Here is a 13,565-nt window from a genome sequence, read left to right as displayed (position 1 = left end):
CTTACATTTTCTTGATATATTCTGCGGCATTCTCATCTAATGATATAACTCCTGTATTTGCATCATAATAGATAAGTTCAGCATAACGCGCCCAATCAATAAATGTATCAAAGACTCGCTCAGCGACATCCATTGGATAATAATCATCCAACTCTGCTAAAAATCTACTTCTAGGAGCTGACTGGTTTTCTCTTTCGCTAAGAACCTTAACCACATGACGCGCTAATGGTATATATTTCAAGAATAGCCGCCCAAAGATAAATTTTCTCTCGTCAATATTTGAATCAATAAACTTACGCCCCATTGCCGTCATTTTGATATCGCCATCAGAAACTTCGGCAAATCTTAAGATTGATAAAATCTCAATAATCGGAAATAAATCATTAATATCAAGATGCAAATCATCAGCAAGCTGAGGTAAATCAACTGCCTCAACATTCTTAATTTCTGCCATCTCATCTAAAAGACCGTTCATCTCAGAAATATCAACATCCGGTAAACGATAGCCAATAGTCATCGCAGTTTTCTTATTCATGCGCTCTGTAAGCTCTTTAGTTTGTGCTGTAGTCATCATACGATAAACCTGATCGACAAGATCGGTAACTACAGGATCCTGTGAACTTCTTGGATGTGGAATATTTATCTTTAGCTCACCCCGGATAAATCCTGGATTACTACCAAATATAATTATTCTATCTGCAGTTAATACTGCTTCTTCGATACTATGTGTCACATACAAAATACCTTTCATAGCATCATTATTTTCCCATAGATCGAGTAAGTCTTCTCTTAAGTTCTCAGCCGTTAGAATATCAAGGGCAGAAAAAGGTTCATCCATCAGTAAAACGCCAGGCTCAAGCACAAGAGCTCTAGCAAAACCAACGCGTTGTTTCATACCCCCAGACAACTCTTTTGGATAAGCATTTTCAAAACCATCTAGACCAACCATATCAATAGCTTTTAAGGCTCTTTGTCTGCGCTCTTCTAAGCTTATCTTACGAGCCTCAAGCCCAAGCTCAACATTTTGTAAAACTGTTAACCACGGCATCAGCGCAAAACTTTGGAAAACCATAGAAATATCTGGCACAGGTGCAGAAACTTTTTTACCTCGATAAAGCACATCACCACTAGTTGGACTTAAAAGACCTGCGATTATTCTTAATAAAGTTGACTTACCCGAGCCCGACTTACCTAATAAGGCAACAATTTCACCTTCATAAAGAGTAAAATTTATATTATCTAATACTTTAAGAGAATGGCCACCTTTGATATTAAATTCTTTATTAACTTTTTCTACCGTAAATATTTTCTTAGTCATTATAAAATCTCCTATGCCTTACATATTCATACTAAAACGATTTTCTGCATAGTTATATAATCTGCGCCAAAACAGTCTATTTGAGGTTACAACTAGGATACACATCACTATCACACCTAAAAGTACATTTGATGTATGATCTCCAGGCATATTAGTATACTTTGTAATATAGTCACCTATTCCTGAAGCTTGAATCACAGAGTCCTTACCCCAGTTGATGTATTCACTAATAATACTTGCATTCCATGAGCCTCCTGCTGCTGTTATAGCACCGGTGACATAATATGGCATTACTGCAGGTACAAGGAACTTCTTAAGCTTGATAATACCTTTTAATTGCATATTTTCAGCAGCTAACTTTAGCTCTTCTGGTATAGCTGATGCTCCAGCAATAACATTAAATAGGATATACCACTGTGTGCCAAGCGCCATAAGTAGAATACACCATATATCAAAATTAAGATTAAACATTACTACTAGTGTTCCAAATACGCCATATAACACATTTACAGGGAAAGCTGCTGCCATTTGCGCATAAGGCTGAACTTTTTGAGCTATCTTAGGTCTTAAGCCAATCCATATTCCTATCGGAACCCATATTAGTGAAGTTATCAATATTAGTACTGCGACTCTGACTCCTGTAAATAGTCCATATACAAATACTTTAATTGTTTCTTCAATACCTATATCTTTATCTTTGGCATAAACTGTTTGATAAACAAAATACAGTAATGCTAATATCATCAAGACAATGATAATATTCCAAATTACTCTTTTAGTTACACTTTCGTGCTTTTCGGCTTTTCTATGAACCTTTTGATTGTAAGCTTTATCAAGGTTTTTCTTAAAAATCTTGATATTTACTATCTTGTTAGAACATTTAGCCAAAAATGCTGTAAAAATTTTAACAACATATGCTTTATGCAAAATGGTTAAAAACCATGATTTACTATGTGTCTCTGATGGATTATCACCAATAACAAACTTTTCAGACCAAGTAACTAATGGCCTAAATAAAAGTTGATCATATAAGATAATCGTAACCAACATAGTAACTATTGCAGCAACGACTGCTGTGAAGTTCTGTGCATTATTAGCAGCATCAATAAAAGAACCAATACCAGGTAAATTTATCGGAATTGACTGTGACGCACTAAAATTAACCATAATTGTCTCAGAAGCTACTATCATAAACCAGCTTCCTGACATTGACATCATCGTATTCCAAACCAAACCAGGCATCGCAAATGGCACCTCTAGTTTCCAAAATTTCTGCCAAGCTGAAAGTTGATACATATCAGCAGCTTCTCTTAGCTCCTTTGGTACTGTCTTTAGCGATTGATAGAAACTTAAAATCATATTCCAAGCTTGAGCTGTTATAATACCAAAAATCACCGCAGCTTGAGCTCCCCATAATGAGGTCGGAAATATAACTAAAAAGCCTGTTACAGTAATTGCAAAGAAACCCAGAACTGGTATTGACTGTAAAATATCAACAAGAGGTATAATTATACTTTCTGCTCTTTTATTCTTTGCTGCCCATGTTCCAAATATAAATGTTATAAGTAGTGAAATAGCCAAACCTATGAACATTCTAATTGTAGTTTCTGCTGTATAGTAAGGCAACAGCCAAAGACTTAAAGAAATATCTGAATATTTTAGGACACTTGCCTGATTTTTATAATCAATATTGCCACCAAGGTCCGAAGTTGACCAAACAAAGATAGTTATTATCAAAAGAATAATTGATAAAGCTAAAATATCCCACTTTGTGCGAGAAACTTTTGCTGACATATTAGTGCTATATAACCTTTTCATATGCCATAACTCTTTGGTTTTTTTAACAACGCTGTTAGTATAAGTTATTTATAATTATTTTTGTATTACTAATTTGATAATATTTTTGTTAAAATCTAGCTATTGGATAATTGCTAGATTTTAAATACAATGAAAAAAGAGCAAAAAGTGATTAAAGTTCGTCCAGGAGAACGTGTTTCTTGTCCAACGAAATATCACGAGAACTGGAATTTACACCCTAGAGTGTATATTGACTTACAAGATAAAAAAACTAATATTTGTCCATACTGTGGTACGATTTTTAAAGTTGAAAAAGAATCTTAATTATCTTTAGCGTGGATATTTTTGAAAAGTTTCATTCTTTAGCAATTAGCTATCTTTTAGTTTACATTCTCAAATTTTTTAATTACTATTTAAGTCCTAGCTATAAGCAATAATAAAATAATTATACAAACATAATATTAAACTTATAGAAATTTAAATTAATATTATTTATATATGAGTTATAAGAATTTCTAATATAGGGATTCGTAATTACTTAAAGAAAAGTTTATTGTAAATTATTTAAAACTAAATCTTGCAGATAATAAATAACTTGCTTACCTTCTTTTGTTTGCCCTCCTTCGCCTATACTTATACCTAGATAAACCTGGCCAGCTCTTTGTACCGCCTCAAAAGTAACAGGCTGATTATATTTATTTGAAAATGTCCACAGTGTAGCTTTTTGGTTACTGTAATCATCAGCTTTTATCTCAAACTCATTAGGTTTAACTTTTATAGCTTTTTTTATTGCATCATATAATTGCTTGACAGTTGTACCTTGCTGCATCTCAAGACTATATTGCTCACCATCAGACTCAAACTTATTATCTCTAACAAACATATTGCCTCCTAAAAAAGGCATACAACTTGTGATAAATAAAGAAACTAAAATTAGTACTAATATTTTTTTTCTCACTTATAAACTCCCATAACTACGTAAAAACCTAATATAACTGCTATTAATGATGCTAAGACACTAACCAGAATATATCCTATAGCTATAAAAAATTCTCCTCGTTGCAATAAGTTTAGGATATCCAAACTGAAACTAGAAAAAGTAGTAAAGCCTCCTAAAAAGCCTGTTACAAGAAGTGAACGTGTATATGCAGATATATCTTCATTAAATAAATTTGTTTTTATTAGAAAAGCGGCTAATATACCAATTAGCAGAGATCCTAATACATTACAAATTAGAACTCCCAAAGGGATTTGTTTAGATATACTAGCTGTTGCTTGGACCAATGCAAACCTCGCCATTGCGCCAAGACCACCGCCAACACCTACCAATAATAATAAAAGTCCCATCTAACTCTCCAATATTCTATAGGCACCCAAATTTATCATTTGTTGAGCTAATGATTTACCAAGCTCTAAAGGATTATTGCCTATCATACTACGTTTTAGTATTCTCTTGCCATCACTACTTGCAACCATCGCCGTTAGTTTTACCTGCTCCCGAACTAACTCAGCATAAGCTCCTATTGCTACATGACAACCACCTTTTAATTCTTGGTTAAATGCTCTTTCAGCAGTTGCAATATTAAAGCTATTAGCACAATTTAGTTGTTGTAATTTGCCTAAAAGCTCGCTATCTCTCTCTAAAGCTTCTATAACTACTATACCTTGACCGACAGCTGGAAGAGATATCTCTATCGGAATAAATTGTGTTATCCTCTCCTTAAGCTCTAATCGGATAAGTCCAGCACTGGCTAAAATAATTGCATCGTACTCACCGTTATCAAGCTTAGCCAATCTAGTTTGTACATTACCCCTTAGGTCTTTAATCGCAAGATCGTCCCTATAATTAAGTAGCTGTGCTTTACGACGCAGACTAGATGTCCCAACTATAGCTCCTTGAGGGAGATCATCTAAAGATTTATATTTATTTGAAACAAAGGCATCACGTGGATCTTCTCGAGGCATAAAACTTGCTAAACAAAATCCTTGTGGTAACTGATAAGGAACATCTTTTAAAGAATGCACTGCAATATTTGCTTTATCATTCTGCATAGCTATTTCTAGCTCTTTCATGAATAGTGCTTTACCACCGACTTTGTTTAATGGTTTATCTAAAATAATATCTCCTTGGGTTTTCATAGTGCTGATTTCACAAGCGATATTTAATTCTTTTTGTATGCGTTTTTTGACAAAATTTGTCTGCCATAACGCTAATTTGCTTTCTCTGCTAGCAATAATTATTTGTTTCATATTTTAAATGTCTTTGCTATAAAGTCTGAGATATCTTTTATTTCTTCCATACATACTGAATGCTGCATACCAACATAGTGCCTATATTGATTAATAAAACCATTTGCTGTTAACTTAGCTGAGAGATCTTGACCCAAGGCTTGTGGTAATACATGATCATCTGTACCGTGACAAACCAATATTGGTAAACCTTTATTTATTGATGTGATTTTATCTTTGAAATTATCCCATGCAGGCAAGTATGTCGATAAAGCTATAAAACCACCAAGTTTTCTTTGGGAAGTAATAGCTGTATAAGTTGCAATTACTCCGCCTTGTGAAAAGCCCGCTAATATAATATTCTCACTAGGGATACCTTGATTTACTTGCTTATCTATAAGCTTATTAAGTTTTTTTATCGATGTATTTATACCATCAACATCAACTATTCTATTTAAGCTATTTGCATCTAATGATTTAATATCGTACCACGCAGGCATTTGCATACCCATATTTATAGTCACTGCTAACACATCTGCATGAGGAAAAATAAAGCGTATATTTGCTAATGAAACATCAAAATAATTAACAATATCCACAAAATCATGACCATCAGCACCAAGACCATGCAACCAAATAACGCAAAATTTTGCTTGATCCACTGGTTCAATAAGTTCGTAATTCATAAAAGCTTTGTATCTTCTAACTTTAACTAGAATGATACATTAATTTAAAGCATTTATTAACAACTAAAAGATAAACATCTGCCAAAGCCTTACACACTAAGTGATACAAGCTGTGAAAAAAGCATATTAACAGCTTCTGTGGATAAGTTTGTTTATATCTATATGAGATTTTTGTGAAAAATCTTAGCTTAATAAAATAGCATAGTTTTAAAATTGGCAAAAACCCTTTATTTTCAATACTTACAGCAATGTGGTTTATTACATGAAAATATTAAAAACTATTTTCCACAACCTGTGGATAAAACTGTGTATTTATCTGTTAGAATGTGGTTAATTTTCTTCTATAACCTTAAAGAAGACTTCTTGTGTGACAAGGTTTACAGAGGTATTTTGTAACCTTAGCTTATCATTTAAATTATATTTTCCACTGACAGAAAGTTTCTTGGTCATCGCTAAATCAGCGATAGAAACCATTAACCTACCTTTCTCTAGTTTCTCAATAACTGTAGCTTCAAACTCTAGATTAGGATTTTGCATTAAATAAACCAACTTCCAATGTGAATTTGAGAAACGTTCTGTTTGCCTGTTAGATTTTATTGGGATATCAACTTGAGCAATTATATTATCAATCTCTTGAGCATCTATCATCTCTTTATGCTGTAGAAAATTGCATAGTTGATAATGCACAACTAAATCTAGATATCTTCTTAAAGGACTAGTTACTTGAACATAAGTATCTAATCCCATCCCAGCATGAATATCTGACTGAGTAGAATACTTACCTCTTTGTAGCTTTTTACGTATCGCGAACATATCGGCTATAGAATCAAGATTATCTAGATCATCTTGACTAAGCTCATGCTCAGGCTGTGTTGAAAAAGGTACGCTAATATTATTTTTAATACAAAACTGTGCTACTGCAACACCTGCCATTAGCATTGTATCTCTGACAAGCGTTCTTGAATTTAGACGCGGTAAATTTATCAGCTTAACATTTTTGTTTTCATCAATGGTTACCTTTATTTCTGGAAAGTCAAGCTCAACTGCACCTTTAGATAAACGCTTATCGGTGAAATATTTAGCATAGTCAACAATCTCGCCAAGCTCTAAAAGTTGGCTATTATTTTCGACAAATTCATAAGAGTACCTGGTAACTTTTATATGACTAAAACATATTTCAATATCTTGGATATCACCTTGCTGATCAACCCTAAAACCTACAGATAACGCCGGAGAAACATCTTGTAAACCCAAACCAAGTTTCTCAGTTGCTTGTGGAGGTAACATAGCTACTATCTTCTCTGGCACATACAAATTTGAGCCTCTTGCTCTTGCTTGTAAATCAACCTCATCACCAAAGCTAATACTAGAAGAAGGGTCAGCAATATGTACCCAAATTTTATTTCTATCTGGGTCCCAGCTAATCGCATCATCTGGATCATTACTACCTTCATCATCAATAGCATAAGCATGCAAATGAGTTAGATTTACACGCTGATTATCTGACTCAAAATTATATTTAAATTCTGCAGGATTATTTTCTAACTCGGCGCCATATCTATATAGATAAGGATTAAAAAACTCATCCCAATAGCCTATATCTAATAGCAACTTATACGCGCTATTCTCAGACTCTTCGATGTTTAAGTACTTAAAGAAACGACACTTAGTAGTTTTAAGTGTTGCCAAAGCTTCTATTTCCTGAAGGAATTTTTTATCCTCTTCATTGAAATTTTTGTTATTCAAGCGTTCGATAAAATCATTAAGCTCTTGCTCTTTATGCTGTTTTTCTTGCTTGTTCCTAAGTATTGTATCTTTTTGCTGTTGCGAATGAATCTTTATACTAAAATCATCATCAAAGCTAAAGTACACTCCTTCAGAAACTAAAAGCCAAACTGTATAAGCTTGATTAATGTCAACGGTTTCAAAGAGCAACTCACATAATTCGATGATAGAGGTTTTTTGTTGCTCCTGTAATAGCTCCCAAGTCACCTCAAGCTCGGCTATATTTAACTCTTTTAAACTCTCAAGTTCAAAATCCTTTTCTGAATCTACGAGTAATTGAACATTCTTTGCAGGTAGCTTGATATTTTTACCATCAAGAGTCTCAATCTCAATTTTTTTATCTAAGACATCAACAACTTTTGCTGGTTTAGATTTAAAGATTACTAGAGAATTTTTTTGCATTTTTATGTATTATTCTTATTCAATCAGTTTCAAAATATATCATAAAACTATAAAGAATATCTTTGTTTTTGCAACAATAGGAACTATAAAACATGAAAAAGTTAAAATATTATACAAAACATCTTAGTAGGGCTATTATTCCTAAAAAGATTTTTGAACTGAGACTTGCACACAAATTAGCAAATATCTCAAAATTTGACAAAGACTATATTGAATATAGAGTTAATTACTATAACAAATTATCTAAGCCTTTTTCGTTGCAGAATAGTTTTAGCTGGAAAACTTTTAAGAGAAATATGCCAGTGTTTGATATTGCTGATAATAGCTTAGCAAAAAAATCAATTAATTCAGCTTACTTTTTTGATTTTAAAGAATTTTTAGTATACTTCAGTAAACAAAATAGCTTTACTACTGCTTTTTATGACCTTACTAAAATACCCAAGCAACCAACTTTTGTAAAAAGTAGACCAATATCCGATGATAACCAAAACTCTATTGTGCTAAAACTTGACAAGGTCAGGCATTTTAGTTTTTTTGATGATAATCAAAAATTTGAAGATAAACTAAACATGGCAGTATTTAGAGGAGCTTGTCATCAACCTGCCAGACAATATTTTATAAAAAACTATTATAACTTGCCTAATACAAATTTTGGTGACACACGCAAAACTTCTGTACGAGAACCTTTCAATAAAGGCTTTTTGAGCATAGAAGAACAGCTTAAGTACAAATATATTATTAGTATAGAAGGCTATGATGTTGCTACTAACCTCAAATGGATTATGAACTCAAATTCACTATGTTTTATGACCAAACCAAAATATGAAACATGGTTTATGGAAGGTACACTTTTACCGGATCACCACTATGTGCTTTTAAAAGATGATTACTCAGACATTCAAGAGAAAATCGATTATTATAACAATCACCCTAAAGAAGCTCTAAAAATAATTAAAAACGCTAATGAATATGTTAATCAATTCAAAAATAGACAAAGAGAAGATTTGATTTCTTTGCTTGTTATGAAGAAGTATTTTGATTTAAACAAAACATCTTACTAAAATGCTCTAACTGACTTAGTGTAAAAATGAATAGCAGGGCTATTTTTTGCAAGTAGCTGCGATAACTCTTTCATACTCTTTAACATAGTTTTTTGCACAAACAGATATATCAAAGTTAGCTATAGCGTACTGTCTACATTTATAAGGATCAATCGTATCAATTTTGCTGATAGCATCTACCATTTGTTCTAAGTAGTTAACTACAAAGCCTGATTCAAAACTAACAACCTCTGAAACAGAACCTCTATTTAGCGCGATGACTGGAGTTCCACTCATCATCGCTTCAACCATTACAAGTCCAAATGGCTCTGACCACTGGATTGGAAATAACAAAGCTTTAGCTTGAGAGAACGCTTGCGCTTTTTTCTCTCCAGATGCATAACCCTTGATATTTATATCTTTTTTAAAGCTTAATAAAAATGATTTGGGATTTCTGATTAATTTCTTCCTATCACCACCATATATTTCTAACTTAACACCACTCTTACAGCAAATTTTTATTGCCTGATCAACCCCTTTTGCACGATAAGATACTTTAGAAAAAAACAAAAAATGATCTTGTTTTTGTGGACTAAAAATAAACTCTCGTGAGTCTACTCCATTATATACATAGTGTCTAAGATTATGAGCAACCGCATGATTTCTACTTATGCCGACGATATTTTGTGGGTAGGGATTATTAAAAACCTTTTTTTTATCATTGCCATGTATTGTGAGTAACCAATTAAAAGATTTTACTTGATCTATATAATTTAGATCATGAATATGTACAATATCTATATTTTGCGGTACTACTGTGGCTATATTAGTAAAATCTTCACATTCGATAATCTTGACATTAGTATTTTCATGATAGCTTCCTTTCGGTGCTATTAATAAAACTTGATGACCTAGCTCAGCCAGAGCTCCAGATAACCAATAGATAACTCTCTCTGTTCCTCCATAGTTATTCACAGGAATAACCGCAGGGCATACTTGTGCTATATTCATCATTTACTCTTAAACAATATAAAAACAACCTTAGATTTATTATACAGTTTAATAACTATAAAAGAATTATTAGAGCGATTTATATAATTGTAATTTTTAGATGCAAACGAAATTTATAATAAATAATTAGTAAATTGTGATTATTTATCTTCTTTCTTAACAGCTATGCCAAGCTCATTAAGCTGCTCTAAAGAAACTGTTGATGGTGCTTCTGTCATTAGGCAGCTTGCTGTCTGTGTCTTAGGGAAAGCTATTACATCACGGATATTTGTAGTACCAGTAAGTAGCATAATAAGCCTATCAACACCAAAAGCTATACCACCATGGATAGGGGTACCATATGATAAAGCATCAAGCATAAAGCCAAACTTCTCACGCGCTTCTTCATCACAAATACCCAACAAGTTAAACACTTTCGCCTGGATATCATGCTTATGAATACGAATAGAACCGCCACCTACTTCATAACCATTGATAACTATATCATAAGCTCTTGAACTTAGCTGTTCTGGATTAGTGCTCTCTAACTCTTCAACTGAGCTAACCTTAGGTGCTGTAAATGGATGATGCATTGCATATAAACGATTATCATCTTTCTCAAACATCGGAAAATCAACAACCCACAACGGCGCCCAATCTTTATCAAATAAATTAAGGTCTTCGCCAATTTTAGCTCTTAATGCACCCATTGAGTCATTTACGATCTTAGCCTTGCCAGCACCAAAGAATAATAAATCGCCCTCTTTAGCACCAGTTTTCTCAATCACTTTAAACAATGTCTTTTCAGAGATGTTTTTTACAATTGGTGATTGCAAGCCGTCTTTGCCTTGTGATAACGAATTAATCTTGATATATGCTAGGCCTCTAGCACCGTAGATACCAACAAAATTAGTATACTCATCGATCATCTTACGTGTAAGCTTGTCATTACCTGCTGGGATTCTCATCGCAATAACACGAGCTTGTGGATCATTTGCTGGCCCTGAGAATACTTTGAATTCTTCATTTTGCATCTCTTCTTTAATATTTACAAACTCAAGAGGGATTCTTAGGTCAGGTTTATCTGAACCATACTTATCGATAGCATCAGCAAAAGCCATTACTTGGAAAGGGGTGCTAAACTCAACACCGATAGTTTCTTTGAAAAGCCCAGCTATCATTTTCTCCATAGTAGACATAATAAAAGCCTCATCAATAAATGAAGCTTCAATATCTATCTGGGTGAATTCAGGTTGTCTATCTGCTCTTAAGTCTTCATCACGAAAACATTTAACAATTTGATAATATCTATCAAAACCTGAAACCATCAAAAGCTGCTTAAAAAGCTGTGGCGATTGCGGCAAAGCATAAAACCTACCATTAAAATTACGACTTGGCACAAGATAATCTCTCGCACCTTCTGGAGTAGCTTTTGTTAAAAATGGAGTTTCAATATCAAGAAAACCATTACTATCTAAAAAGTTACGTACATAACGAATTGCCTTTGAACGCGTAATCAATTTATGCTGCATTTCTGGACGACGCAGATCAATATAACGATACTTAAGCTTAACATCTTCCCCAGTTGCCTGATAATCATCTAACTGAAATGGGATAGTTTTAGATTTATTAATAACTTCTATACTATCGCCGACTATCTCAACCTTACCACTAGCAATACTTTTGTTTTCTTGGCCTTCTGGTCTTAAGTTAACAACACCTTCAGCTTTAATCACAAATTCAGATCTTAAACTGTCAGCAACTTTGAAATTATCATCATCGGGATTAAAAACTAATTGTACTAGCCCTGTTCTATCTCTAATATCCAAAAAAATAACGCCACCATGATCTCTACGACGATGAACCCAGCCGCATACAGTAACTTTTTGACCTTGTAATTTTTCATTAATATCTGAGCTATAATGTGTTCTCATATTCAAACTAACCCTTTAAAATTTTTATAATAATTTAAATAGCTAAAATTAATCATAGTATTATAGCAGAAATGATAAAGAAGACTAAGAACAAATATTAACAAGCAAACAAATTAAACTAAAGCGCGGAATGTAAGCTAATATATCAATAATACAAGCAAAAACTATTGAATATTTAGTCAAATAATGACAACAAAGCTACAAGATATAAAACAAATAAAATATAAAACGGTGCTGAAAGTAGTTTCAAGTCAGCTACCAAATAGGCAAATAGTACTGGTAAAACTCCCATAAACAATGCCATTGAAATATTTTGGGTAATAGCTAAGCCACTAAATCTCTGTAATTTATCAAACCTATTTAAAACCACAATCATATAATTTGCATTTACCAAACCATTGGCAATCGCAAATAACCCTATAAACACCAGTGCAACAGTAGATTTTGCTAACAATGATATAGCTAATGGTATAAGTATAATTATCGCTAAAATTATACCTAGAGCTTGTGTCTTTTTATTACCAATAATATCACCAAGATAGCCACCAGCCAATGCTGAGATTGCATAAGTTACTATTGTTACTAAGACATATACAGATGTCATAACCTTATCAAAACCAAGGCTTTTTTGGCAAAATGTTGGCAAAAACACTATAAACGTTGAGAGAAATATTGCTGTAGCTGCAACAGTCAAAACACAGCGTAAAAGTAGCTTAATATTAGTTTTTAGCAGCTCCAAGGCAACTAAACCACGCTGACCAATAAACTCAGTAACTAATGTTTCTTGAATTGAAGCACGCCAAAAATAGCTCACTAATACAGCAATACCGCCAAAAGCAAATGCCAGACGCCAGCTAAAGGCAAAAAATTGCTCTGTAGTAAGTACAAGACTTAAAAAATAATAAACTATTGATGCTAAAATCATGCCAAAAGTTGCACAAAAGATAACTAATGAGGTATAGAAACTTTTGCGTTTTGCCGGTTGTTCATAAACTAATAAAACTGCAGCAATTAACTCACCACCAAATGAGAAGCCTTGAATTAAGCGGCATGCTGCTAATATCAAAGGCGAAAATACGCCAATAACACTGCTACTTGGTAATACAGCTATCACTAAGGAAGATATCCCTATCAGGATAACTGTCCACTTAAACGGCACGGTACGACCATATTTATCACCAAGATTACCCCAAAATATAGCCCCTAATGGCCGAGCAAAATAACCGGCTCCAAAAATAGCAAAAATCAAGATAAGTGAACTATTAAAAGTATCTTTATGCAATAGCGACATTGATATCTGCAAGGCAAATAAACCAAAGATATGAAAATCAAAAGTCTCAAAAGTACTACCAATACTTGAAATAATTACTGACTTAATACGCAA

At 33.2% G+C, this 13,565-nt stretch carries 12 protein-coding genes; 2 read left to right on the top strand and 10 right to left on the bottom strand.

The features are described from left to right. Position 1: 1 nt before the first annotated feature. Both CGC45_RS00525 and CGC45_RS00520 read right to left on the bottom strand, forming a co-directional pair. Positions 2-1,318 carry an ABC transporter ATP-binding protein gene (locus tag CGC45_RS00525; protein ID WP_071628478.1) on the bottom strand — a complete coding sequence of 439 codons (1,317 nt, stop codon included), beginning with the start codon at positions 1,316-1,318 and terminating at the stop codon, positions 2-4. Positions 1,319-1,336: 18 nt separating this feature from the next. Next, entirely contained in the window at positions 1,337-3,136 is a 1,800-nt protein-coding gene (locus CGC45_RS00520) for an ABC transporter permease (RefSeq protein WP_071628477.1), read from the bottom strand. Between the two features lie 129 nt (positions 3,137-3,265). On the opposite strand from CGC45_RS00520, the gene CGC45_RS00515 reads away from it, so the two are divergent. Then, positions 3,266-3,439 carry a zinc-finger domain-containing protein gene (locus CGC45_RS00515; RefSeq protein ID WP_071628476.1) on the top strand — a complete coding sequence of 58 codons (174 nt, stop codon included), beginning with the start codon at positions 3,266-3,268 and terminating at the stop codon, positions 3,437-3,439. A gap of 226 nt (positions 3,440-3,665) precedes the next feature. Here the strand turns inward: CGC45_RS00515 and CGC45_RS00510 are convergent, their stop codons facing one another. The 5 genes from CGC45_RS00510 to CGC45_RS00490 all read right to left on the bottom strand — a co-directional run bounded on the left by CGC45_RS00510 (position 3,666) and on the right by CGC45_RS00490 (position 8,217). Next, positions 3,666-4,073, bottom strand: coding sequence for a hypothetical protein (locus tag CGC45_RS00510; RefSeq protein WP_071628475.1), 408 nt, complete (start codon positions 4,071-4,073; stop codon positions 3,666-3,668). Further along, complete coding sequence (gene crcB / locus CGC45_RS00505) at positions 4,070-4,462, bottom strand: fluoride efflux transporter CrcB (protein ID WP_071628474.1); 393 nt, start codon at positions 4,460-4,462, stop codon at positions 4,070-4,072. Before crcB ends, CGC45_RS00510 begins: the two co-directional genes overlap by 4 nt. Further along, positions 4,463-5,365, bottom strand: coding sequence for a hydroxymethylbilane synthase (gene hemC / locus CGC45_RS00500; protein ID WP_071628473.1), 903 nt, complete (start codon positions 5,363-5,365; stop codon positions 4,463-4,465). Continuing rightward, positions 5,362-6,030, bottom strand: a complete 669-nt coding sequence (locus CGC45_RS00495; protein WP_071628472.1) for a dienelactone hydrolase family protein — start codon at positions 6,028-6,030, stop codon at positions 5,362-5,364. The genes hemC and CGC45_RS00495 overlap by 4 nt, the downstream gene beginning before the upstream one ends. 330 nt (positions 6,031-6,360) lie before the next feature. Next, on the bottom strand, positions 6,361-8,217 hold the full coding sequence (locus CGC45_RS00490) for a ribonuclease catalytic domain-containing protein (protein ID WP_071628471.1): 1,857 nt from the start codon (positions 8,215-8,217) through the stop codon (positions 6,361-6,363). Between the two features lie 92 nt (positions 8,218-8,309). Here CGC45_RS00490 and CGC45_RS00485 point away from each other — a divergent pair, with 92 nt between their 5' ends. Continuing rightward, the gene (locus tag CGC45_RS00485; protein ID WP_071628470.1) at positions 8,310-9,278 is read left to right on the top strand and encodes a glycosyl transferase family 90; all 969 of its coding nucleotides are present in this window, start codon (positions 8,310-8,312) and stop codon (positions 9,276-9,278) included. A gap of 39 nt (positions 9,279-9,317) precedes the next feature. Here CGC45_RS00485 and CGC45_RS00480 read toward each other — a convergent pair whose 3' ends face one another. The 3 genes from CGC45_RS00480 to CGC45_RS00470 all read right to left on the bottom strand — a co-directional run bounded on the left by CGC45_RS00480 (position 9,318) and on the right by CGC45_RS00470 (position 13,565). Continuing rightward, on the bottom strand, positions 9,318-10,268 hold the full coding sequence (locus CGC45_RS00480) for a glycosyltransferase family 4 protein (RefSeq protein ID WP_071628469.1): 951 nt from the start codon (positions 10,266-10,268) through the stop codon (positions 9,318-9,320). A gap of 140 nt (positions 10,269-10,408) precedes the next feature. Next, positions 10,409-12,181: an aspartate--tRNA ligase gene (gene aspS, locus CGC45_RS00475; protein WP_071628468.1), complete on the bottom strand. Its 1,773-nt coding sequence runs from the start codon at positions 12,179-12,181 to the stop codon at positions 10,409-10,411. Between the two features lie 175 nt (positions 12,182-12,356). Then, on the bottom strand, positions 12,357-13,565 hold the full coding sequence (locus CGC45_RS00470; protein WP_071628467.1) for an MFS transporter: 1,209 nt from the start codon (positions 13,563-13,565) through the stop codon (positions 12,357-12,359).

This window comes from Francisella opportunistica, assembly GCF_003347135.1.
Lineage (GTDB): Bacteria > Pseudomonadota > Gammaproteobacteria > Francisellales > Francisellaceae > Francisella > Francisella opportunistica.
The sequence above is the reverse complement of the archived record's forward strand: the minus strand, read 5'-3'. Positions and strand labels throughout refer to the sequence as shown.